The following is a 23,904-nucleotide window of genomic DNA, read 5'->3' as shown; positions in this document are numbered from 1 at the left end:
CGTGGTGTCCGGATAAGGTGACCTTGTTGAGGGCGGAATTTATACCTTTTCGCCGCCGCCGGCAACGTCCCTGCTCGCAGGTCACTTGCACAATCGCGGCTAACTCATCGAGCACAAAGGAATTTTCTTGACGAGGCGACGTTCGCAAGCCCCCATATGCATCTACCTTTTCGCAAAGCCCCTTCCCAAAAGCAGCTACCTTTAGGTGGCTGCGACCGAATCGGGCCGGCCCTGCGCCTGGTAGAAGGTAACCTTTTATGGGAATCAGACGGCCGGAATGACGATCGGCCGCCGGATTCGTGATGCCATGCAGCAGCACGTCATTTTTCTCCCATAAATGGCTACCTCGACGGTTCCCCATGAATGGTTACCTTTTGATCCTCGTGCGTTTCGATGATCACGCGGCTCAGGTCGCAACGCACCCAGATCGATCCCATAACTGGCAACCTTTGAAATCCCCACAAAAGACTACCTTTCCATCGACCCGGTCCTGTTTATGGGAACGCCAGACTCACCCTGTATCCGAATCCTGCCAGAAACGCGTTAGCCCGCCTCCCATAAACGGATACCCTCGAAGCGCCCCACAAATGGCTACCAAAGATCATCCTCGCGAACATTCGACGCGCGGCAGCGTGTCCGAATCCCCCCATGGATGGGTACCATTGCCGCTTCCCATAGACGGCTACCCGCGGCGTTCCACCGTCAAATTCCCATAACCGGGAACCCACCCACCATATCCACAGCCCTGATTTCCCATTCCGAGGTACCCAATTCCCCAAATCCACAGACCTGAGACCCCAAACCCTTCTACCTTCCCTCCCATAAATGGGTACCGAACACCGGTCAAACCCTTGTCAGGCAAGCCTGTGAAGCCTCTAAAAGTAGTTAAAGAAGTAAACGTTGCTTTCTAAAGATGTAAACACACTGTGTGCTTCCGGAAAAAGCCCCCCCCCATAAACCGCTACCAGACGACCTTCATACGTGCGGTCAAGTGACTTCCGTCGCAGGTTCGTGCCGATCAGACACGCGTATCGCACCGTCTGGCGGGCCTTCCAGCATGGAAGAGGCCATTTCGACGTGAGCACGTACTTACATGCATCGAAACGTATAAAGCTATGGGAGCGAATCGACGGCAAACGCCGTTTTGTGCCGATAGGTTCCCGTCTATGGTGCGCTGTGCCGCTCGCCAACGGAGCCACGTCGACGTCTGCCACAGGCTACCGGCCCCTGTATTGCCCCAACTGACGCAGCGCACAGTAGCGCCTGTGTCGACGTCCTGTGGAAATGCGATTGGTTCCACAGGACATCGCACCCGGCAACCTGATCACACAGAACGATCTGTGGACAAGGCGGCATAAGGAAGTTCGCGCACAACGATCAACGATCAGCGATAAGGCCATCGCAAATTTCTACCTTTGCATCTCCGAAATCTGTTGTCCGGAGCGAAGCGTTCCGTGTGCCCATCGGCTCGTGCCTGCGTTCGACGCGACGCGTCCACCAATCAGCCGGGCAAGGCGGCGCAACGTGAACACGAAGGCACGTCCTTGACTCACCGCAGTCGAACCTGCACGCGGCTCCTGAAAATCCTCACCATTCGTCTGTCGCGGATTCCGTGAAAGCTCACGATTGCCGCGATGCGGATGGACAGGCCGGACGAGCAACCGTCCCAAAGCGTTGGGTGGTCGTTTATGGGAAGACATCAATCGCGGGAACGTGACCGCGATCATCGTCTTCGGACGCTGCCGACGATCAACGATGCCGTTGCACCGAGCACTGTGCGCCATTCAGCGGTTTCCATATCGCCACTGGTGCGGCGACGCAGTTATGATTCACAGGCCCCGATCGACGTATCGACGTTTCGGTGGCAGGGGTGGTATCTCGACGTACTTCAATCTGTAATCAATCAGAAGAAGGAGTTCACTGATGCGTATCCAAACCAGAAGGCTCACGCTCGTCGCTACGGCTGCGGCTCTCCTGATCGGTGGCGCGGCACCGGCGTTTGCCCAGGCGCCGGCCAGCGAGCCCGCGGCGCAAGCGCAGGATGCCAAGGCAGCGAAGGCACAGGCACGCAAGGAAGCTCGCGCGAAACGCAAGGCCGAGCACAAGGCCGCGCGCGCGAAGAACAACGCCGAGCTGAAGAAACTCGAAGACGCGGGATACAAGCCTTCGGCCAATGATCCGAATTATCCGCAGAACCTGCAGGACGCACAGAAGAAGGCAGGGGCTGCTGCAGGCGCAAGCCAGTAAGCATTCTCCGGGCGCGTGCGCCGTGCGATGACGGCACGGTGCGCCGCCTGCCCTCGCCATGCGAAGCGGGAACCTTGCTCAGTCCGCGCATAGCCGCGCGTCGTCTCTCCGTCAGGCGTCGCGCGGAGCCGACGCGCTGCCCGCCAGCTTCAGCCAATCCATGAAAGCGCGCACCGCGCCGTCTTCCGCGCGCGCCGCGGCCACATAGATGAAATAGCGCCACGGCGGCAGCACGGGCGCATCGAACGGCTGCACGAGCCGGCCTTCGGCGATATCGTCCGCGACGAGCGCGATCGGGCCCATCGCGACGCCGAGCCCGTCGAGCGCACCCTGCAGCGTCAGGTAGAAGTGCTCGAGCGTGAGCGAATGCCGCGGCACGAGATGCGGGTGTCCGGCCGCCGCGAGCCATTCCGGCCACATGCCCGGATAGGTCGCCGAATGCAGCAGCGTGAAGTGTGCGAGATCCGCGGGTTGCCTGAGCGGCCTTTCCTCGAGGAGCCGCGGCGCACACACGGGCAGGCGCACCTCGGAGAGAAACTCCTCGGCCACATAGCCTTCGATCGTCTGCGGGCCGCCGCGAATGATGACGTCCACGACGTCGCGGAGCTTGTCGATCGGCTCGTTCGACGTCGCAAGCCGCACCTCGATGTGCGGATGGGCGACCTGGAACGACGACAGCCGCGGCACCAGCCAGCGCAGCGAGAAGGTTGCCGGCGCGCTGACGCGCAGCACCCCCTGGCGTCCGCGCTGAAGCTGCTGCGCGGTGGCGAGCGCGATGCGGTCGAACGACGCGCCGACTTCGGCCAGGTAGACCCGTCCGGCCTCCGTCAATTCGACCCGCCGGTTGTACCGCTCGAACAGCGCCTGCCCCAGCCAGGCCTCCAGTTGCTGGACGTGCCGGCTGATCGCGCCGTGCGTCACGCACAGCTCGTCGGCGGCCAGCGTGAAGCTGCCGAGCCGGGCCGCGGCTTCGAACGCCCGCAGCGAATTCAGGGGAGGAAGGGTACGGCGCATCGCATCGGTTCGCGTGAATTTATATCACGCGATATCTCAGGTTTAATCGTTTGATCGTCAAATCCAGCTGCGCCAATATGCCATACGAGCGGCTCGCGGAGTCCGCCAAGTGTCGAAATTTCTCACATGGAGATCGAAGCATGCCGAATGTCGTGGTGGTGGGCGCGCAGTGGGGCGACGAGGGCAAGGGGCGTCTGGTGGACTGGCTCGCGGGGCAGGCCGACATCGTCGCGCGGTACAACGGCGGCCACAACGCGGGACATACGCTGGTTGTCGACGGGAAGACCTACAAGCTGGCGCTGTTGCCGAGCGGGCTGGTGCGCGGCAAGCCGGGCGTGATCGGCAACGGCGTCGCGCTCGACCCGGAAGCGCTGCTCGCCGAGATCGCGCGCATGGCGGAACTCGGGGTCGCGGTGACGCCGGACAACCTGTCGATCGCCGAGAACGCCACGCTGGTCCTGCCGATTCACCGGGCCGTCGATCGCGCACAGGAGCAGTTGCGCCGCGAACCGATCGGCACGACGCTGCGCGGGATCGGCCCCGCCTACGAAGACAAGGTCGGCCGCCGGGGGCTGCGGGTCTGCGACCTGGCCGATCCTGACGGACTCGCGCACAAGCTCGACGCGCTGCTCGATCATCACAATGCGTGGTTCCGTGGCCTGGGCCTCGACACGTGGTCACGCGACGCGATGCTGCCGATGCTCGCCGACCTGGCGCCCAAGGTGCTGCCGTTCGTGCGGCCGGTGTGGGCCGACCTCAACGACGCGCACGACCAGGGCAGGAAGATCCTGTTCGAAGGCTCGCAAGCCGTGATGCTGGACATCGACTGGGGCACGTATCCGTTCGTGACCTCGTCGGGCACGGTCGCGTCGGCGGCGGCCGCCGGCACCGGTCTCGGCGCGTCGAAGCTCGGCCACGTGCTGGGCGTGACCAAGGCCTATGCGACCCGCGTCGGCGGCGGGCCGTTCGTCACCGAGCTTGCCGACGAGGTCGGCGAGCGGCTGCGGGAACGCGGGCGCGAGTACGGCGTCAATACCGGCCGGCCGCGCCGCTGCGGATGGCTCGACGCCGTCCAGCTGCGCCAGGCCGTCAAGGTGTCCGGCATCGATTCGCTGGCGTTGACCAAGCTCGACGTGCTGGACGGGTTCGACGTGATCCGGCTCGGCGTCGGCTACGAGCTCGACGGAAAGCGCATCGATCATCTGCCCGCGAGCCTTGCTGCGCTGGCCCGCGCGAAGCCGGTCTACGAGCAGTTCGACGGGTGGGCCGGCACGGTCGCCGGAACACGGCGGCTCGGCGACCTGCCGCAAGCGGCGCGCCGCTTCGTCGAACGCGTCGAGGCGATCGCGGGCGTGCCGGTTTCGCTGATCACGACCGGACCGGAGCGCGACGACACCATCGTGCTGCGGAGTCCGTTCGATTCGTCCGTGCGCGCGTAGCGCGCCGCAGGCAACCCGGTCGCCCACGCCGGTAGCACAGTCAGGAGTCCGGCCGAGCGGGCGTGTGGCGACATCGACGATGCGTCGTCCGGAAGCGTCGGGCTGACCGCCACGGTCGGGATCATGCCGAACTGGACACGCCCTTACCGCTCCTGTACTGTTCCGCACCATTCGTGCCGAAGCGGAATGCGCGCACACATATGCCTGTGTGGATGTCCCGCTTCGGAGCGACGCCGTCGGCAGCTTGCGCAGCAAGGCTCGCGCGGCGGCGATCCAGGCACGGTCCCGGCCTCGCGCAACGCGACGCGCCCGGGCCGCGTGGCGCGAGGCGATCTCATTCCCGGGGGCTGGTCGATGGACACGCTGCAGATGATGCGCATATTTGTCCGCGTCGCGGAGGAAGGCAGCTTCACGAGCGCTGCCCAGCGCCTGGACATCACGACCGCCTACGCATCGCGTTCGGTTGCGCAACTGGAAACGCATCTGCGCACGCGCCTCCTCAATCGCAGCACGCGCCGCATCGCGCTCACCGATGCGGGGCAGCGCTACCTGGATCGCTGCCAGCGGGTGCTCGCCTACATCGACGAGGCCGAGGCGGAAGCGGCGGACGCGCAGGCCAAGCCGTCGGGCCGGCTGCACGTGCACGCGACGACGAGCTTCGGCCAGGCGTACGTGGTGCCGGCGGTCGTGCGCTACCGCGAGCGCTATCCGTCGGTGGCGGTCGAGCTGACGCTGTCGCAGCATGTGCCCGACATCATCGACGAAGGCTACGACGTGTCGCTGCAATTGAGCACGACGGAGCTGCCCGATTCGGGACTCGTGTCGCAGCGGCTCGGCACCGTGCACAGCGTGCTGTGCGCGTCGCCCGCGTACCTGCGCGAACACGGCACGCCGCAGACGATCAAGGACCTCGAAGCGCACGCCTGCCTGCAGATCGTCACGCCGGTGTTTCCGCGCGACCGCTGGCATCTCGACGGCCCTGACGGCCGAGAGACCTTCGAGCTTCCGCTACCCGACTTTCAGGTGAATGTCGCCGATGCGCTGGGCGCCGCGCTGCGCGCCGGTCTCGGCATCGGCTCGCTGCCGATGTCGACCGCGGTGCCCGCCCTGCGCAGCGGCGCGCTGGTCCGCGTGCTGCCCGAATACCGGCTGCAGAAGCTGACGGTCTACACGCTGTATCCGTCGCGGCAGTATCTCGACGCGAAGATCCGGACGTTCGTCGAGTTCCTGCGGGAATGCGTGCCCGAGATGCTGGCCGCCGACGAGGCGGCGCTGTGCGGTTCCGGTCAGTCCTGAGTCGGCGCGGCGTCGCCGGCACGGCGTAACGCGCTCCGGTTGCACTGTTCTTTGCGAACCGATGGCGGCCGGCACGACGCATCCGGGACCCCGACCATCATCCGCCGGCCGCATGCTCCCGGCCGGCAGACGACGATCACGCGTATCGCAACGCGCTTACTTCGGCTCGGTCGTCCACAGCGTGCGGCCGAGGAACGTGAGCGTCCGGTCCCATGCGATCTGCGACCATGCCGGATCGTACTGCGTGTCCGGCAGGCGGCCGGCGCCGACGGCGGTCTCGTTCGCGAACGCGTGATGCGCGAGGTAGCGATGGAACGTGAAGTCGACGTTTGCGGCGCCCAGCTTCTTTTCCAGCGCGTCCACCTGATCGATCGTGAAGAACGCATCCTGCGTCGCCCAGTGGCCCATCACGGGCGCCTTGATCTTCGATGGGTCGATGTAGTCGAGCGGGGGCAGGCCGTACCACGCGATGCCGGCCGCCACGTCGGCGTTCTGCAGCGCGAGCAGGGTCAGTGCGCCGCCCATGCAGAAGCCGGTGACGGCGATGCGCCCGGCGCGCGTCTTCAGGTACTGCACCGCGCCGGGAATGTCCTGCGACGCCGCGTCGCCGAAGTCGAGCGCGCTCATCAGGTGGTGCGCTTCTTCCGCCTCGACCGTCGATTTCCCGCGGTACAGGTCGGGAACGAGCGCGAAGTACCCGGCCCGGGCGAGCCGGTCCGCGACGCCGCGGATCTGGTCATTCAGGCCCCACCATTCCTGGATGACGACGACCGCGGGCGCGCCGTCGGTCTTTTCCGGCGTAGCCAGATAGCCCTGCAGTTCCTGGCCGTCCGGGCGGCGAAAGGTGATCATGGATCCGGATGCTTGAGACATGAAACCGCTCCTTTTGAAAAATGCGCATGGGTACCGCTTCAGAACAGCCGGCGAGCGCGGCAGCGACCGGGATCTTCCCGGCGGTCTTCACGACCTGCCCGCGGCCGCTTCGGCCGGCTCCGTACTCGCCGGAATTCTATGCTCAAACGTGCCGGGTCTGCGCTCGTGATGATGGCGGTCGGCCGGCCCGGAACGTGGCCGTCGTCGGGGCGCGAGGTGCGAGCGCAGGTTCCGGCCGCTGGCGCGGCGGTACGGCGCTCGAAGCGCGTCGACTGGCCGGAATTCAAGCATTCCTGATTATTTCGGGCGGAAACGGCTTCGCATGCCGTGGGGACGTTCGCGGCGACCATGCGCGGCCGAATGTGAAAACACCACGCCCCCGACGATCGGGGGCGTGGTGTTCCGTCGTTCGACCGTGCTCGCTATGCGCGAGCGACGGGCGGACTCAATGACCGAAGTAGACCGAGCCGGGGCCGCTCTGCGTGAGCGACACGACGTGGCCCGCGCGAACGCCGGCGGCTGCCTGCGCGCCATAGCCGGTTTCGTCGGCGCTGGTGACGCGCGTCTGCGCGGCCTGGAGCGCCTGCGGGTAATGGACGTCGGACACTTCCGGCTTGTACCCGGCCTGCTCGAGCTGGACCAGTTCCGCGCGAACCTGCGCGCGCGTCGGCTGGCTCGATTGGGCGAATGCGCCATACGATGCGGACAGGGCAGTGGCTGCGACCACGGCGTAGATGAACGATTTCATGTTGACCTCCGGTTTCGTTGATTTCGCGCTTCACTGGTAGTGCTGAGCGGTTGATTGCATCGTAGCGATGGCGATACCGGCCGGAAATACCGATTCCCGCGAAAAATTATTGCAATTGAGTTAACGATCCGGGGTGGAGTCCGGGCTTTGTCGGGTGATTGTTGGGAGGGCGTGGAATGATCGGAGGCGGGCTCCCCGTTCACATGTTTGAGCTTCGAAGAGTTGTTACGTGACAAAGTCGGGATCGATCAGCCGATCGTTTCCCGCCGATCCGACCACGCGCTATCCCGCATCGCCAACGGTTCGGCAAAACGCCTATAATGATTGGGCAAATTGCCGAGGAGGGTCCATGGCAACCATCGCTTTCCATCCGTCCGGCGTCGCGCATCCGCGCCAGGCCGAGTTCGCGATTCTCGAACAGTTGCTGGCAACCCGCGTCCGGTCGGGCGCGGATCTCGCCGAGCTGGCGAGCGCGCGCGTCGACGTCGCGGTCATCGACCGGCTGTCGGAGCGCGGGCTCAAGTCGGACGAGCTGGCTTTCATCATCCCGCGACGGACGCTGAGCCACCGCCGCCAGGCGCATGAGCGCCTGTCTCCCGAAGAGTCCGACAAGGCGATCCGTCTTGCGCGGATCGTCGCGCAGGCCACCGCGACCTTCGGCGACCCGGACAAGGCGATGGCATGGTTGCGCGGCGGGCTCCAGCGCTTCGGCGGCCGGACCTCGCTCGACATGGCAAGCACCGAGCACGGCGCGCGGCTCGTCGAAGAGGCGCTCACGCAGATCGACGAAGGGTACTTCGCTTGACGACGCTGTGGCGGATCAGCAATTACGCCGACCTGAAGGGCATCGGCGGATTGCGTGCCGGCGGCCGCTGGCATTTTGCGGGGCAGCCGGTCGTGTATCTCGCCGAGCATCCGGCGCTGGCGCTGCTCGAGACGCTCGTCCATCTGGAGATCGCCTCCGTCGCGCAACTGCCGGACGGCTACCAGCTGCTGCGGGTCGAGGTGCCCGACTCGGTTGCGGTGGCCGAGATCGCCGAGCACGACGCGCCGGCCGACTGGCGGACGAATCCCGACTGGACGAAGGGCGCGGGCACCGAGTGGCTGCAGACGAAGCCGAGCGCGTTGCTGCGCGTGCCGAGCGCGGTCGTGCCGCATGCGCATAACTTCCTGCTCAATCCTCTTCACCCGGCCACCGCCGAGATCCGCGTCGCGGAGATCGTGCAAGCCCCGTACGACAGCCGGATCCTGCGGCTGATCCAGCCGAAGCCGACGGCGTGACCCCGCATGCGCCGCGCGGCATGCCCGCCGGCTCGCGTGAAGCCGGCATCGCGTCGGCAGGCCGCTCGACGATGCGGATGACGTCGCGCGCATGACGCGCATGGCCGTCGGTCGGAACCGAGGGAATGCCGTATCCCGATCGCCGCTTGCCGCACGCAGGTGCGGCACTAGAATGTGTAGGAGCAGGTTCCGGGCAGGGGAAGCGATCGTATGCGCTGCGCACATTGCGGATTCGACAACCCCGCCGGGGCCGGCTTCTGCGAGACCTGCGGGGCCGCGTTGACGCGCACCTGCCCGCGCTGCGGCCACGAGTCGGGCGCCTCCGCGAAGTTCTGCAGCGAATGCGGCGCGCCGCTGGCCGATGCAGGCCCCTCGCCGCGTCCGCTGCCGGCCGCCGGGCCCGCCGCTCCGCCGCCGGCGCCGATCCCGCCGATCCATTACACGCCGCAGCACCTCGCCGAGCGCATCCTCGCCGAACAGGCGGCGATGGAAGCGCGCGGCGAAACCGCCGGCGAGCGCAAGACCGTCACCGCGCTGTTCGCGGACATGGCCGGCTCCACCGCATTGATCCACGATCTCGATCCGGAAGAGGCCCATCGCCTGATCGAGCCCGTCGTCGCGCTGATGATGGAAGCCGTCCACTACTACGAAGGCTACGTCGCGAAATCGCTCGGCGACGGCATCCTCGCGCTGTTCGGCGCGCCGATCGCCCACGAGGATCATCCGCAGCGCGCGCTGTTCGCGGCGTTGCGCATGCAGCAGGCGATGCGCCGTCACAGCGACCGGATTCGTCTGGAGAGAGGCATTCCGCTGCAGATCCGCGTCGGCGTGCATACCGGCGAAGTCGTCGTGCGCTCGATCCGCACCGACGACCTGCACACCGACTACGATCCGGTCGGGCACACGATCCACATCGCGTCGCGGATGGAGGGCATCGCGACGCCGTCGTCGATCCTCGTCAGCGAGTCGACCCATCGGCTGGCCGAGGGCTATTTCGAGTTCAAGGCGCTCGGCGCCACCCAGGTCAAGGGCGTTCCGGAGCCGCTGCCGGTGTACGAGGTGCTGGGTCTCGGCGCGCTGCGCACGCGGCTGCAACTGGCCGCGCACCGCGGCCTCGCACGGTTCGTCGGCCGCGAGGCCGAGCTGGCGCACCTGCACGGCGCGCTGCAGCAGGCCGGCGCGGGACGCGGGCAGGTCGTCGCGGTGGTCGGCGAGGCCGGCGTCGGGAAGTCGCGGCTGTTCCACGAGTTCAAGGAGCGCACGCGGCGCGGCTGCCTGCTGCTCGAGACTTTCTCGGTGTCGCACGGCAAGGCCTTCGCGTATCTGCCGCTGATCGAGCTGCTGAAGAACTATTTCCAGATCACCGCGCAGGACGACGAGCGGCGCTGCCGCGAGAAGGTGATGGGCAAGGCGCTGACGCTCGAGCGCAGCTTCGAGGATCTCGTGCCCTATCTGCTCTACCTGCTCGGCATCGGCGAGCCCGGCGCGGCGCTGGCGGAGATGGACCCGCGCATCCGCCGCGAGCGCACCTTCGACGCGATCACGCAACTGCTGGCGCGCGAGAGCCGCGACCAGCCGGTCGAGCTGCTGTTCGAGGACCTGCAATGGCTCGATCGGGAGACCGAAGCATTTCTCGCCTGCCTGATCGAGCGCGTCGAGCGCACGCGGATCCTGCTCCTCGTGAACTACCGGCCGGAGTACCAGCCGGTCTGGACGCACGCGGCCCATGGCAGCCAGCTGCGGCTGGAGCCGCTGGGCCCGGCCGAGGCCCAGGGTCTGCTCGCCGCGCTGCTCGGCGACGATCCCACCCTCGCGCCCCTCAAGCAGCTGATCCTCGAAAACACGGAGGGCAATCCGTTCTTCATGGAGGAAGTGGTCCAGACGCTCGTCGAGGAACACGCGCTGCTCGGCGAACCGGGGCGCTACCGGATCGAGCAGATTCCGGCCGCGCTGCATATTCCGACGACCGTGCAGGGCGTGCTGGCCGCCCGTATCGACCGGCTCGCGATCGACGAGAAGGAGCTGCTGCAGATGCTCGCGGTGATCGGCAAGGAGTTTCCGTTCAGCCTGATCCGCCGCATCTGCGACGGCCAGACCGCGCGGACGGACGACGATCTGCGCCGTCTGCTGGCACGGCTGGAGGTCGCGGAATTCATTTACGAGCGGCCCGCGTTCCCGGAGGTCGAGTATTCGTTCAAGCATGCGCTGACGCAGGAAGTCGCCGGGCACTCGCTACTCACCGAGCGGCGCAGCGCGCTGCACGAGCGCACCGCGCAGGCGATCGAGGCGCTGTTCCCGACCCGCATCGCGGACTACTGCGGCGAACTCGCGCACCACTACCGGCTGAGCGGCAACGTGCCGAAAGCCGTCGAGTACCTGTACCGCACCGGGCAACAGGCGCTCCAGCATTCCGCGCAGCCGGACGCGATGCGTCACCTCGGCGCGGCGCTGGAGCTGCTCGAGCGCATGCCCGATACGCCCGAGCGCGCGCATCAGGAACTGACGCTGCGGATCGCGCTGGGACCGGCGTTGATGGCGGTCCGCGGCTATGGGGCGCCAGACGTCGCGGCGAACTATACGCGCGCGCTGGCGCTGTGCGAGCAGATCGGCGAGATCTCGCAGCTCTTTTTGGTGCAGCTCGGGCTGAGGACGCATTACCACTTGCGAGCGGAGTACGCGACTGCCCGCGAGATCGGCAACAGGATGTTGCGCATGGCGCGCCAGGCAAAGCATCCGGGGCTGCTCGTGGAGGCGCATCTTGCGCTGTCGGCCGGCCTGTTTTTCGAAGGCGATCTCATGCGCGCCCGGGCTCACGAGGAGCGGGCGCTGGCACTGCTCGACGCCGAGCCGCGTTCCGGGCCCGTGTTCGCCGGCACGATCGATCCGGGCATCCGCTGCCTGAATTTCCTCGCGTGGACCCTGTGGCATCAGGGCTGCGCGGATCAGGCGAACCTGCGCTGCCGGCAGGCGCTCGCGCGGGCCGGGCAGGTCACCCATGTTCCGACGCTGGCGCTGACGCTCGCCTATGCGGCCCAGTTTCGGCAGCTCCGGCGCGAAGCCGACGCGGCGCGCGAGCACGCCGAAGCGCTGATGACGCTTGCGACCGAGCAGGGGCTGCCGTTCTGGCATGCGTGGGGCGCGGTCCTGCGGGGCTGGGCGCTGAGCGAGCAGGGCGACCTCGCGAACGGGATCGCGCAGATGCGCGCGGGCCTCGACGGCTACCGCGCGACCGGCGCCGCGATGGGCTGCACGCACTTCCTCGCGCTGCTCGCGGACAGCTGCGCACGCGCCGGCGATCCGGCGGCGGGCCTCGGCGCGATCGACGAAGCGCTGGCGCTGGCGGCGCGCACCGGGGAGCGCTGCTACGAGGCCGAGCTGCATCGACTCAAGGCGTCGCTGCTGCTCGGCGCGGCGGGCGGTGCGGATGACGCCGAAGGCTGTCTTCGTCGTGCGATCGACGTCGCGCGCCGCCAGCGCGCCCGTTCGTTCGAGCTGCGCGCGGTGCTGAGCCTCGCGCGCGTGTGGCAAGGCCAGGGCCGGACGGCCGACGCGCGGCGGATGGTGTCCGACGTGTACGGCGGCTTTGCGGAAGGTTTCGATACGGCCGACCTGCGCGATGCCGCCGCGCTGCTCGACCAGCTTGCTTCGAACGGCGGGTGAGCCGCACGCGCTGAAGCGCATCGGCGACGCGTGCGCGCGCGGCCGGCGCAAGCCGGCATCATGACGGGAGACCGAAGATGGCCACGAAGAGCGAAAGGCGCCGCGGACGTGACGAATGCAAGCCGGTCGCGCTGGCGCTGCAGGGCGGCGGCATGCACGGCGCGTTCACGTGGGGCGTGCTGGATCGCCTGCTCGAGGACGGCAGGCTGTCCATCGAAGGCGTCAGCGCGACCAGCGCCGGCGCGATGAATGCCGCCGTGCTCGCGCATGGCCTGCTGCAGGGCGGCGAGGCCGCCGCGCGCGGCGCGCTGCACGATTTCTGGCACGCGGTCGCGGAGTCGGCCGAGCAATACAATCCGCTGCGCTGGATGCCCTGGCTGAAGGGCACGCACAGCTTCGGGCTCGACCACTCGCCGCTGTATGCGTTCGCGGACATGGTGCTGCGGATCTTCTCGCCGTACCAGTTCAATCCGCACAACCTGAACCCGCTGCGCGAGGTGCTGGAGCGGCACGTCGATTTCGACGGGCTGAGGAAGCGCTGCCCGATCGGCCTCTACCTGAGCGCGACCAACGTCGAGACCGGCAAGATACGGATCTTCTCGGGCGACGACGTCTGCGCGGAAGCCGTGCTGGCGTCGGCCTGCGTGCCGACCCTGTTCCATGCGATCACGATCGACGGCCAGCACTACTGGGACGGCGGCTACATGGGCAATCCCGCGATCTATCCGCTGATCTACCACTGCGACACGCGGGACGTCGTGATCGTGCACATCAACCCGCTCGTTCGCCCGGGCGTGCCGGTGACGGCGGCGGACATCCTCAACCGCATCAACGAGATCAGCTTCAATTCGTCGCTGATGCGCGAGATGCGCGCGATCGCGTTCGTCACCGAACTGATCCAGCAAGGCAAGCTCGCCCGCGACGAGATGAAGGAAATGCGGATTCACTCGATCCGCTCCGACGAAGCGATGTGCGCGCTCAGCGTCTCCAGCAAGTACAACGCGGACTGGGATTTCCTGTGCGGACTGCGCGACAACGGGCGGCGCGAGGCGGACGCGTGGCTCGCGGAGAACTACCGGCATGTCGGCGAGCGGTCGAGCATCGACATTCGCAGGGAATTTCTTTGAGCGCCGCCGCGAAACGGACGCAAGGGCCGGACGCGTTGACGCAAGGGAACCGGGATGAGCCAGACGCAGGCGCGCTTCGTCGCATTATGGACCCGCAGCGGCGGCCTCGATGCCGAAGCCGTCTATGCGGACCTTGCCCGGCGCTATGGCGAAGCGGCGCGTCACTACCACACGCTGCGCCATATCCGCCGCTGCCTGCGCGATCTCGACCGGGCGCGCGACGTGGTGCCGCATCCCGACCGGGTGGAGCTCGCGCTGTGGTGCCACGACGTGATCTATCGGCCCGGCGCCCGCGACAACGAGGCGCGCAGCGCCGACTGGTTCCGGCACTGGGCGGCGGGGCGCATCGCAGCGGGCGAGCGCATTCGCGACATGATCCTGGCGACGCAGCACAGCGTCGTGCCGGCGGAGCCGGATGTCCGCTTCGTGGTCGACATCGATCTCGCGGTGCTGGGCGCGACGCGCCGCCGTTTTCGCGAAGACGGCCTGCGGCTGCGCGCCGAGCGCACGGACCTCGACGATCGCGCGTACGACCGCCAGGTCCGCGCGATCCTCGGCGAGCTGCTGGCGCGCCCGAGGATCTATCACACCGATCTGTTCCACGCGCGCTGCGAAGCGCGCGCGCGCCGCAACCTGACGTGGCGGCTCGGCTTGCCGACGCCTTGAGCCGGCCGGGCGGCGCGCTCGCCACCAATGTGGTGCATCGCCTGTGCGACAACCGTGCATCGGCGGCGCGGCGCGGGCTGCCGGAATGCGTGCATGGCCGTGCGGCAAAGCAGGCCCGATAGCAGGCCCGATACTTGCGTTCCTCTGTCGAAAAGGAATCGCGACACCACTACGAGAGAGACCCGCACATGGCCAACCCGCAAGCAATCGTCGAACTGACCCATGAAGTGAAGAAGCTGGCCACCGGCAAGATCGGCGATATCAACGACATCAACCGCGAGACGACCTTCCTCGCGTTGAACGCCCTGATCGAGGCGGCGCGCGCAGGCGATGCCGGCAAGGGCTTCGCCGTCGTTGCGAACCAGGTGAAGCACGTGTCGAAGCGCATCGGCGACATCACCGACGGGCTCAACAAGGAGCTTGCGGGCGCGCTGACGCGTCTGACCGAGCTCGGCGACAGCATGATCGAACGGATGCGCTCGCATGAAGGGCAGCGCTGCGCCGACCTGGCGCTGAACATGATCGACATCGTCGATCGCAATCTCTACGAGCGGTCGTGCGATGTCCGCTGGTGGGCGACCGATTCGTCGGTCGTCGATTGCGTGGCGCACGAGAGCCCGGCGGCGACCGCGCACGCCTCGCAGCGGCTCTCGGTGATCCTCGACAGCTATACGGTCTACAAGGACCTGTGGGTCGTGAATGCCGACGGCGTCGTCGTCGCGAGCGGACGCGAGGCGACCTATCCGGCGCAGGGGCGTCACGTGGGGGACGCACGCTGGTTCAAGGCCGCGATGAAGACGTCTTCCGGGGCGGACTACGTGGCGTCGGACGTCGAGCGGCTGCCGTGGCTGAAGCAGGCGCAGGTCGCGACCTATTCGACGGCGATTCGCGACGGCGGGCGCGAGCACGGCCGGGTGCTCGGCGCGCTGGTGATCTTCTTCGACTGGGAAGCGCAGGCGGCGGCGGTCGTCAACGGCGTGCGGCTGAGCGACGACGAGTGGGCGCGGACGCGCTGCATGATCGTCGACGCGTCGTCGCGCGTGATCGCGAGCTCGGACGGCAAGGGCGTGCTGCAGGAGCCGTTCCGCCTGAAGACCGACGGCAAGGCCGCGGGCTTCTATCGGCTGCACGACGGCACGACCGTGTCGTTCGCGGCGACGCCCGGCTACGAGACGTACAAGGGGCTCGGCTGGTATGGCGTGATCTGCCAGCGGCCGCAGGGAGCGTAGGCGCTTGCCGCCGCCGGGGCCGCGGCAAGCGCCGCGGCCCGGTCAGGTCACGAGTAATGCTCGATGAACAGGTCGGTGATGGCCTTGACCACGTCGTCGCCGACGTGAAGGGCGGCATCGTCGTCGTGGCCGTAGAAGGGCCCGACATGCCCGCCGAGCCAGCGCACGACCTCGAAGCTCGGCCAGTAGGCGACGTCCGGATGCTTCGTGACGAACTCGTGGGCGACGACGCGCAGCGTCGACTTCGAAACGCAGTCCGCCTGCATCGCCGACTTGAATTCGAACGTGGTCGTCAGCGGCACCGTGCTCACGGTAATCATGATCTTCACGTTCGGGTTCAACGTGCGCATGTACGACGCAATGTACTCGAGATTCTCCGGGTTCTCCTGCACCGTCGTGGTCCGGAAGTCGTACATTTCCGCGAAGGCGCGCGACGCGAACGTCGAGCTCGACGGCATCACGAACTCGCCGGACTGCCTGTCGAAGAAGGCCGGCGCCACGCCGAGCGTGTAGATGAACACGTTCGCCGCGACGTTGCGCACCGCGCGCCATGCTTAAATATCGGGTCCGATCGCAACCGGCGGCCGGCTTTGCCGCGCCGGTTGCCGATGGCCGCCCCGTCCGATCGACATCGTGACGGCACTTGACACGAAATTGCCGCGCCCGGGCCCCGGCGCGGCCGATAACATTCCGAGGATTGACGACCATGACCGTCCTGTTCCGTCTGCTTGCGCTCGTTTGCGCGCTCTGGCTCGCTGCCTGCAGTTCATCGTTCCCGCCGCCCGCCGGCACCGCCGCTTCCGCCGCGCCGGACGCCGGCGAGCGTCGCGGGCTCGGCACCGCATGGGGCGAGGCGGTGCGCTCCGAGACGCGCCGCGTCGATTTCGAGCGCGCGAACCCGACCACGCCGACCGACGTAACGTCGGTCTACTACAACGACGCGCTGCCCGGCCGTCCGGCCGCGGCGGCGGTGCGCAAGCTGCCGACGCGGGTCGCGCTCGCGAAAGGCGACGTCGAGCTGTCCTTTGCGGACGAGCGCGGCGCGCCGCTGCGCCTCGCGCGCAGCGACGGCCGCTGGCACATGGCGGGCGTCGAGGGCGCGCGCTACGTGATCGTGCTGCGCAACCAGGGGCGCCGCACGTTCGAGGTCGTGTCGACGGTCGACGGGCTCGACGTGCTGTCCGGCCGCCAAGGCAGCTACCGGAACGGCGGCTACGTGCTCTACCCGGGCCGCACGCTGACGATCGAAGGCTTCCGCAAGAGCCAGGACGAGGTGGCGGCATTCCGTTTCGCGTCGGTGCCGGACAGCTATGTCGCGAACGCGAAGTTTGGCGATACGGCGAACGTCGGCGTGATCGGCGTCGCGCTGTTCGCGCAGAAGGATGACGAAGACGCGTTGCGCCGCAATGCGAATCCGTTCCCGGGCAACGACGATCGCTATGCGCCGCCGCCCGTGCCGCGCGGCGAATGACCGGCGCGGCATTGTGTGCGGTCGCGGCGGATTGACCACTACAATCTGCCGGTTGACGCCGGTTCGGCGCGACGCCGCCGCAACCGGCGGCAGCGCGCACCGGCCACTCCCCGCCAAGCATCAAAGGAATCGTCGTGAAGTTCATCCACGCGGCAGACATTCACCTGGACAGCCCGCTGCACGGCCTGAGCGCCTATCCCGATGCGCCGGCCGCGCAGCTGCGCAATGCGTCCCGCGACGCGCTGCGGCAGCTCGTGGATCGCGCGATCGAGGAGGAGGTGGCCTTTCTCGTCATCGCCGGCGATCTCTACGACGGCGACTGGAAGGATCACAACACCGGCATCTTCTTCGGCCAGCAGATGGGGCGCCTGCGCAAGGCGGGCATCCGCGCGTTCGTGCTGTGGGGCAACCACGACGCCGAGAGCGAGATGACCAGGAAGCTCACGCTGCCGGACAACGTCACGGTGTTCAGCCCCCGCAAGCCGGAAGTCCATCGCCTGCCCGAATTCAACGTCGCGCTGCACGGGCAGAGCTTCAAGGACAAGGCGGTCGTCGAGAATCTCGCGGTCGGCTATCCGGAACCCGTGCCCGGCTGCTACAACATCGGCGTGCTGCATACGGCGCTCGAGGGTTACACGGCGCACGCGAGCTACGCGCCCTGCACGCTTGCGGAGCTGCACGCGAAAGGCTATGACTACTGGGCGCTCGGGCACGTCCACGAGTTCCAGCAATGGTCGGGGCCGTCGACGATCGTGTTTCCGGGGAACCTGCAGGGCCGGCACATCCGCGAGACGGGCCGGCGCGGCGCGGTGCTCGTCACGGTCGAGGGCGGCGAGACGCGCGTCGAGCGCCTGTATCTCGACGTGCTGCGCTGGGAGGCCGTCGCGGTCGATGCGGCCGATTGCGTCACGATCGCCGACCTCGCGCGGAAGATCGGCCAGTCGCTGGAAGCGCTGCTGACGGTCGACGGCCACGTGCCGCGCGCGGTGCGCGTGACGGTCACGGGCCGCACGCCCGCGCACGGGCTGTTCTTCGGGCGCGCGACGCAGCTGCGCGCGGAAGTGCTGAACCAGATCGGCATCATCGGCAACGAGCGGCTCTGGCTCGAGAAGGTCAAGGTCGCGACGTCCGCGATGGATCTGTCGCAAGGCGAGACCGAGCAGCTCGAAGCGCTCGAGGACCTGAAGCAGATCCTCGCGGACGCCGCGCACGATCCGGAATTTCTCGCGCTGCTCGAACGCGACCTGAAGCCGTTCGTCGGCAAGGTGCGCAGCGAGGTGAAGGAAGAGGTGCCGTTGCTGTCGCTGGCGCGGTCCGGCGAGCTGACGGCATTGGTGCAGCAGGTCGGCCCCGCGTTGCTGGCGCGCCTGGCCCAGGGGGAATGAACGATGCGCATCAAGCGACTCGACCTGATCAAGTACGGCAAATTCACCGACGCGGCGCTCGGCTTTCCGCGTGCGGACCACGATTTTCATGTGATCGTCGGGCCCAACGAGGCCGGCAAGTCGACGATCCGGACGGCCGTGTCGGAGCTGCTGTTCGGGATGAAGCTGCAGACGCCGCTCGATTTCCTCCACAGCACGCCGGAGCTGCGGATCGGCGGCGTGCTCGAAGGCGCGGCCGGCGAGATGGCGTTCCATCGCGCGAGAGGCCGCACGCCGCTGCGCACGCCGGCCGACGAGCGGCTGCCGGACGACTATCTGGCGGCCGTCCTCGACGGCGCGAGCAAGGAATTCTTCGAGCAGATGTTCGGACTCGATCACGGGCGGCTGGTCGAGGGCGGCAGGAGCATTCTCGACGCGTCCGACAAGCTCGGCCAGGTGCTGTTCGAATCGGCGGCGGGCGTCGGCAGTCTCGGGCCGGTGCGCGAGGAGCTGGAAGCGCGCTCGGGCGAGCTGTGGGCGCCGCGGCGCAGCGGCAGCGCGTTCGCGGTGGCCGAGACGTCCTTCGCCGAAGCGGTGGGTGAGCTGAAGGCGGTGCAGGTGCGCACGCGGGACTGGGTCGATCGCAAGGAGGCCCGCGAAGCCGTCGATCACGAGATCGAACGGGCGCGCGCCGACCAGCGCCGGCTCGAATCGCTGCGCTCGAAGCTCGAGCGCGTGCGGCGGCTCGCGCCGTATCTGAAGGAGCTGACGGTCAAGGAAGCCGCGCTGGTCGAGCTCGGCCTGGTCGTCGAGCTGCCGCCGACCGCCCAGGCGGATCTGCTGAAGGCGCAGGGCGATCTCGCGGCGGAGCGGAAGGTGCTGGAGGAGCGGCGCACCGATCTGGCCGGCAAGCGGCACGCGCGCGATGCGATCGTCGCGGACGGCGACGCGCTCGCGCTGTCCGCCGACATCGATGCGCTCGACCGGCTGCGCAGCGCGTGCGCGAATCATCCGCAGGACCTGCTGCTGCGCGACGCGGAAGTCGAGCGCCACCTGCTGGCCGCGTTCGGCGCCGCGGCGCAGCTCGGCTGGCCCGCGGACGAAGCGGCGTTGCGCGCGGCGCTGCCGAAGGCGCTGTCGCTGAAGACGGTCACCAACCTGCTGCGCGAGCACGGCGCACTGCATCAGGCGCTGATCGGCGCGCGCGAATCGCTCGACGAGAAGGTGCGCGAGCTTGCGCAACTGCAGGACCAGCTCGACCGGCTGTCGACGGTCGAGGCGCCCGAGGCGCTGCGCATCGCGCTCGCCGACGCGCAGGGCTTCAGGAACAGCGCGTCGCGGGAACAGGCGCTCGAGCGCGAGGTCGCGCTGGCGGAACGCGCGCTGACGGACGCGCTCGATGGGCTCGGGCAGTGGCGCAAGCCCGTGGCGGCGCTGCGCACGCTCGACCTGCCGTCGACGGCGCGGCTCGTCGCGTGGCAAAAGGACGACAACGAGCATGCGGGCGCGGTCGCGGCGGCGCGCGACGCGCTGGATCATGCTCGCGAAGAGCTCGAGCGGCTCGAATTGCAGGAAAAGCACTTCGCCGAAGACCACAAGGTCGTCACGACCACGGACGTGCTGGCGGCGCGCGCGCGCCGCGACGGCGCGTGGGGCGACATCAAGCGCGGCGCGGTCGGCCTCGACGCCGGCGCGCCGGCGCTCGACGACGCGATCCGGCTCGCGGACGAGCTCGTCGATTCCCGGCTTGGCACGACGCAGGCGGCGGCGACGCTGCAGGCGCTGCGTCAGCAGGTCGAGTCCGCCCGCACCAGTGTGACGCGCAGGCAGGCCGCGCTGGGCGAACGCGAGCAGGAACTGTCCGCGCACCGGGACGCGTGGACGCGGCTCGCGATGAACGCCGGCGTGCCGGGCATGCCGCTGGCCGACATGACCGACTGGCTGGCGAAGCGCGAGACGGTGTTCGCCGCGCAAGCCGAATGCGAGCGTCAGGCGCACGAGTTCGAATCGACGCGCGCCGCGCGCGTGGCGGCCCAGGCGGCGCTGCTGTCCGCGTTGCGTGCGGTGTCGCGCGGGAGCGAGGCCGACGGGCTCGCGGCGCTCGTCGCTGCCGCGGAGTCGTTCGTGCAGTCGGCGGAGAAATCGATCGCGCAACAGGGCAGCCTGGAGGATCAGGCGCGTCAGGCCGAGCGCGCGTGCGCGGGCGCGCGGGCGAAAGCCGATCACGCACAGGCGGCCTATGACGCGTGGCAGGCGCAATGGCGGGAGGCGCTGGCGGACGCGAGGCTCACCACGAGCGCGGTGACGCTTGCGGCGGCGGAGGGCGCGGTCGAGCTGGCGAACGCCGTCGCCGCCGAACTGGCCGCCGCGGACGCGCCGCGCAGCCGCATCGCCGCGATCCGCGCTGACCTGGCTGCGCTGGAACGCGATGCGCGGCGGCTGGCCGAAGTGCTCGATCCCGAGCTGCTGGCCGCCGGCAACTGGCCGGAAGTCGCGCGCCGGCTGACGGCGCGGCTCGTGGCCGCCACGGAGACCGCGAAAGCGATCGACCGCGCCGACGACGCGATTCGGCACGCGGAGGGCAAGGTGGCCGATGCCGTTGCCGCGGTCGCGGGCGCGGACGCCCGGATTCAGCCGCTCCTCGAGATGGCCGGCGTGGAGGCGATCGACGCGGCGCTGCCGCTCGCCGAGCGCTCCGACCGGCATCGCCAGCTTCGGCAGGCCGTCGATGCGGCGCGGGAGGCGCTCGTGCGGGATGGCGACGGTCTTTCGCAGGAAGCGATCGAGGCCGAGATCGCGGAACAGGACCTCGCCGACGTGCCGGCGCTGCTCGAATCGGCGAAGCAGGCGCTGGGCGATGTCGGCAAGCGCCTGAACGAGCTTGCGCAGAAGCAGGTGGTCGCGGAGCAGGCGTTCGGCGCGATCGACGGCCAGGCGAATGCGGCCGTCGCCGAGGCGAAGCGGCAGGAAGCGCTGGCCGCGATGGGCGACGCCGCCGAGCAGTACCTGGAGGCCGCGACGGCAAGCCGGCTGCTGAAGTGGGCGACGGATCGCTATCGCGACCAGAAGCAGGGGCCGATGCTCAAGCGCGCCGGGGAAATCTTCGCGGGGCTCACGCTGGGCGAGTTCGCGCGGCTGACGGTCGATACCGAGCGCACGCCGCCCGCGCTCCATGCGAAGCGGACGAAGGGCACGGCGGTCGAGGTGACCGGCATGAGCGAGGGAACACGCGACCAGCTGTTCCTGGCGTTGCGGATCGCCGCGCTCGAACTGCAGCTGCGCAACCGGACCGCGCTGCCGTTCGTTGCCGACGACCTGTTCATCAACTTCGACGACGAGCGCGCGAAGGCGGGCCTCGAGGCGCTGCGCGACCTGTCGACGCGCACGCAGGTGCTGTTCCTCACGCACCACGACCATCTGCTGCCGCTGGTGAAGGCGGTGTTCGGCGAACGGGTCAACGTGGTGGCGCTGCAGCGCGAGCCGGCGGCCGCCTAGTCCGCAAGCATGCACGAGGTCACGAAAGGCCGGCGCGCTTCGCGCGTCCGGCGACTTGGGGGGAGGGGACAATCATGAACAAGCTGGTGGCGGCCATCGCGTTCGCGGCGGACAAGCATCGCAATCAGCGGCGCAAGGACGGCGAAGCGTCGCCGTACATCAATCACCCGATCGCACTGGCCGACGTGCTGGCCAACGAGGCCGGCATCGAGGACGAGCGCGTGATCGTCGCGGCGGTGCTGCACGACACGCTCGAGGACACGGAGACGACCGAGCAGGAATTGCTGCGCCTGTTCGGCAAGGACGTCGCGGATATCGTGATGGAGGTGACGGACGACAAGTCGTTGCCGAAGGACGAGCGCAAGCGTCTCCAGATCGAACACGCGGCGCACATCAGCCGTCGCGCGAAGCTGGTCAAGCTGGCCGACAAGATCTGCAACGTGCGCGACGTCGCGCGGCATCCGCCCGCGGACTGGCCGCTCGAACGCAGGCAGGCGTATTTCGACTGGGCCAAGGCCGTGGTCGATCGCATGCGCGGCGTGCATCCGGGGCTCGAGGCCATCTTCGACGCCGCGTATGACGCGCGGCCGTCGGCGTGACCATGCGCGCGAAGCGATCGGCTTGCGTCGCCGGCGTTGATGTGGGCGGGAACCGGAAGCAATGCGATCTCGTGATTCTGTGCGGCACGTCGGTCGTGTATCGCGCCGACGGCGTTGCGCCGGAAGCGCTGCCGCCGCTGTGCGTCGAGCACGATGTCGTGGCCGTCGGTGTCGATTCGCCTTGCCGATGGTGGGCCGGGGAAGGCCATCGGCCGGCCGAGCGTGCGCTGGTGCGCGAACGGATTTCGTTGTTCTCGACGCCGACGCGCGAGCGCGCGCTGGCCAACGCCACCGGCTTCTATGACTGGATGTTCGTCGGCGAGCGGGTCTATCGGGCGCTTGCCGGCGCATACCCGCTGCTGACCGCGCCGCACTACGCGGGCGGGCGCGTGAGCTTCGAGACCTATCCGCACGCGATCACGTGCGCGCTGCTGGGCAAGGACGTCGCGTCCGCGAAGCAGAAGCGCGTCCAGCGCAGGCAGCTGCTGGAAAGGATGGGAATCGACGTTGCGACGCTGACTTCCGTCGACGCGAGGGATGCCGCGCTGTGCGCGTTGACTGCGCAATGCGTGATCGAAGGGCGTGCCGACGTTTATGGGGACGCGGAAGGCGGATACATACGGGTGCCCATGACGCGCGCGCCGTAGCGGCGCCGACTTCCGCGCGGACGCGTTCGCTTCCGCGTATGCCGGTTCGCGTCGTGCGTCGTCCCGCACCGGCGACGGGCTATTTTTCCGGCATGACGTTAGACCTTATTGTTGCGGACGACCAGCCGATATTCGCGTTGGGTGTGGAGCGAGTGGTCGCGGGTCACGGCATCGGATGCGTGACTCGTCGCGTGTCGGACAGCACGACGCTGATCGCGATCCTGCACTCGGACGCGTGCGATGTGCTGGTGACCAACTTCATGTTCGAGGGCGACCAGCAGGGGGGCGGATTGCGTACGCTGGGGTACGTTCGACGGAATTTCCCTGCGCTGCCGATCGTGGTCTTCACCGTAGCGGAGAACTACGCAATCTGTCGGGAGATCTGGCGCCTGGGCGTCGCCGCGCTCGTCAGCAAGGCCGACTCGCCGGGTGAGCTGCTGCTGGCGATACGGTCGGCCACTTCAGGGCAGCGTTATCGCTCCGCGATGATACGAAGATGCCTCGAAAGCGCGCCCAGCCTTCGAGGGGCGTGCCGCCTGTCGCCTAGGGAAGTGGAAATCCTGCTGCTTTTCGTGACGGGGTTGTCCGCTTCCGAGGTGGCCGAGCGCCTCAAGCGCAGTGTCAAGACGGTGAGTCGACACAAGCGCTCCGGCATGGAAAAGCTTGGCGTGTCGACCGATTACGAGTTGTTCAATTACATGAGGGAGTTTGGTGGCGGGGGTGTCGATGGATGACGGACCGGATCGCC

Annotated in this window: 20 protein-coding genes; 16 read left to right on the top strand and 4 right to left on the bottom strand. The window is 68.0% G+C overall.

What is annotated here, in order from left to right:
- The first annotated feature begins 1,923 nt into the window (after positions 1-1,923).
- Positions 1,924-2,247 carry a DUF4148 domain-containing protein gene (locus tag ACFIMZ_RS37740; RefSeq protein ID WP_431825770.1) on the top strand — a complete coding sequence of 108 codons (324 nt, stop codon included), beginning with the start codon at positions 1,924-1,926 and terminating at the stop codon, positions 2,245-2,247.
- Positions 2,248-2,358: 111 nt separating this feature from the next.
- Here the strand turns inward: ACFIMZ_RS37740 and gcvA are convergent, their stop codons facing one another.
- A complete protein-coding gene (gene gcvA / locus ACFIMZ_RS37735) occupies positions 2,359-3,261 on the bottom strand; it encodes a transcriptional regulator GcvA (protein WP_431825769.1) in 903 nt (300 codons plus the stop codon).
- 140 nt (positions 3,262-3,401) lie between these two features.
- On the opposite strand from gcvA, the gene ACFIMZ_RS37730 reads away from it, so the two are divergent.
- Both ACFIMZ_RS37730 and ACFIMZ_RS37725 read left to right on the top strand, forming a co-directional pair.
- A complete protein-coding gene (locus ACFIMZ_RS37730) occupies positions 3,402-4,700 on the top strand; it encodes an adenylosuccinate synthase (RefSeq protein ID WP_431825768.1) in 1,299 nt (432 codons plus the stop codon).
- A gap of 354 nt (positions 4,701-5,054) precedes the next feature.
- Positions 5,055-5,996: a LysR family transcriptional regulator gene (locus ACFIMZ_RS37725; protein WP_060197405.1), complete on the top strand. Its 942-nt coding sequence runs from the start codon at positions 5,055-5,057 to the stop codon at positions 5,994-5,996.
- 156 nt (positions 5,997-6,152) lie between these two features.
- Here the strand turns inward: ACFIMZ_RS37725 and ACFIMZ_RS37720 are convergent, their stop codons facing one another.
- Positions 6,153-6,869 (bottom strand): dienelactone hydrolase family protein, encoded by a 717-nt coding sequence (locus ACFIMZ_RS37720; protein ID WP_431825767.1) that lies wholly within the window; start codon positions 6,867-6,869, stop codon positions 6,153-6,155.
- Here ACFIMZ_RS37720 and ACFIMZ_RS37715 point away from each other — a divergent pair.
- Positions 6,868-7,038, top strand: a complete 171-nt coding sequence (locus ACFIMZ_RS37715; RefSeq protein WP_431825766.1) for a hypothetical protein — start codon at positions 6,868-6,870, stop codon at positions 7,036-7,038. The two genes, ACFIMZ_RS37720 and ACFIMZ_RS37715, sit on opposite strands and share 2 nt — an antisense overlap.
- Positions 7,039-7,314: 276 nt before the next feature.
- Here the strand turns inward: ACFIMZ_RS37715 and ACFIMZ_RS37710 are convergent, their stop codons facing one another.
- A complete protein-coding gene (locus tag ACFIMZ_RS37710; protein ID WP_431825765.1) occupies positions 7,315-7,617 on the bottom strand; it encodes a DUF4148 domain-containing protein in 303 nt (100 codons plus the stop codon).
- A gap of 349 nt (positions 7,618-7,966) precedes the next feature.
- Here ACFIMZ_RS37710 and parS point away from each other — a divergent pair, with 349 nt between their 5' ends.
- The 6 genes from parS (at position 7,967) to ACFIMZ_RS37680 (ending at position 15,580) form a co-directional block, all read left to right on the top strand.
- Positions 7,967-8,422: a type II RES/Xre toxin-antitoxin system antitoxin gene (gene parS, locus ACFIMZ_RS37705; protein WP_431825764.1), complete on the top strand. Its 456-nt coding sequence runs from the start codon at positions 7,967-7,969 to the stop codon at positions 8,420-8,422.
- Positions 8,419-8,898, top strand: coding sequence for an RES family NAD+ phosphorylase (locus ACFIMZ_RS37700; protein WP_431825763.1), 480 nt, complete (start codon positions 8,419-8,421; stop codon positions 8,896-8,898). Before parS ends, ACFIMZ_RS37700 begins: the two co-directional genes overlap by 4 nt.
- A 210-nt stretch (positions 8,899-9,108) precedes the next feature.
- Positions 9,109-12,558 (top strand): adenylate/guanylate cyclase domain-containing protein, encoded by a 3,450-nt coding sequence (locus tag ACFIMZ_RS37695; RefSeq protein ID WP_431825762.1) that lies wholly within the window; start codon positions 9,109-9,111, stop codon positions 12,556-12,558.
- 77 nt (positions 12,559-12,635) lie between these two features.
- Positions 12,636-13,685 (top strand): patatin-like phospholipase family protein, encoded by a 1,050-nt coding sequence (locus tag ACFIMZ_RS37690; protein WP_431825761.1) that lies wholly within the window; start codon positions 12,636-12,638, stop codon positions 13,683-13,685.
- Positions 13,686-13,739: 54 nt separating this feature from the next.
- Positions 13,740-14,351 carry an HD domain-containing protein gene (locus ACFIMZ_RS37685; protein ID WP_431825760.1) on the top strand — a complete coding sequence of 204 codons (612 nt, stop codon included), beginning with the start codon at positions 13,740-13,742 and terminating at the stop codon, positions 14,349-14,351.
- Positions 14,352-14,539: 188 nt separating this feature from the next.
- Positions 14,540-15,580, top strand: a complete 1,041-nt coding sequence (locus ACFIMZ_RS37680; RefSeq protein WP_431825759.1) for a methyl-accepting chemotaxis protein — start codon at positions 14,540-14,542, stop codon at positions 15,578-15,580.
- 47 nt (positions 15,581-15,627) lie between these two features.
- Here the strand turns inward: ACFIMZ_RS37680 and ACFIMZ_RS37675 are convergent, their stop codons facing one another.
- Positions 15,628-16,122, bottom strand: coding sequence for a GSCFA domain-containing protein (locus ACFIMZ_RS37675; protein WP_431825758.1), 495 nt, complete (start codon positions 16,120-16,122; stop codon positions 15,628-15,630).
- 164 nt (positions 16,123-16,286) lie between these two features.
- Between ACFIMZ_RS37675 and ACFIMZ_RS37670 the strand changes: the two genes are divergently transcribed.
- The 6 genes from ACFIMZ_RS37670 (at position 16,287) to ACFIMZ_RS37645 (ending at position 23,890) form a co-directional block, all read left to right on the top strand.
- A complete protein-coding gene (locus ACFIMZ_RS37670; RefSeq protein ID WP_431825757.1) occupies positions 16,287-17,051 on the top strand; it encodes a hypothetical protein in 765 nt (254 codons plus the stop codon).
- A 134-nt stretch (positions 17,052-17,185) separates the two neighbouring features.
- Positions 17,186-18,436, top strand: a complete 1,251-nt coding sequence (locus ACFIMZ_RS37665) for a metallophosphoesterase family protein (protein ID WP_431825756.1) — start codon at positions 17,186-17,188, stop codon at positions 18,434-18,436.
- Between the two features lie 3 nt (positions 18,437-18,439).
- The gene (locus tag ACFIMZ_RS37660; RefSeq protein ID WP_431825755.1) at positions 18,440-21,910 is read left to right on the top strand and encodes an AAA family ATPase; all 3,471 of its coding nucleotides are present in this window, start codon (positions 18,440-18,442) and stop codon (positions 21,908-21,910) included.
- Positions 21,911-21,984: 74 nt separating this feature from the next.
- Positions 21,985-22,509: an HD domain-containing protein gene (locus ACFIMZ_RS37655; RefSeq protein WP_431825754.1), complete on the top strand. Its 525-nt coding sequence runs from the start codon at positions 21,985-21,987 to the stop codon at positions 22,507-22,509.
- A gap of 2 nt (positions 22,510-22,511) precedes the next feature.
- On the top strand, positions 22,512-23,156 hold the full coding sequence (locus ACFIMZ_RS37650; protein WP_431825753.1) for a DUF429 domain-containing protein: 645 nt from the start codon (positions 22,512-22,514) through the stop codon (positions 23,154-23,156).
- A gap of 38 nt (positions 23,157-23,194) precedes the next feature.
- Entirely contained in the window at positions 23,195-23,890 is a 696-nt protein-coding gene (locus tag ACFIMZ_RS37645) for a LuxR C-terminal-related transcriptional regulator (RefSeq protein ID WP_431825752.1), read from the top strand.
- Positions 23,891-23,904 lie beyond the last annotated feature (14 nt).

Source organism: Burkholderia sp. F1 (assembly GCF_050813845.1).
In the GTDB taxonomy this organism is placed as follows: Bacteria; Pseudomonadota; Gammaproteobacteria; order Burkholderiales; family Burkholderiaceae; genus Burkholderia; species Burkholderia ubonensis.
Note: the sequence above shows the minus strand (reverse complement) of the source record. Positions and strands in the feature narration are given on the sequence as shown.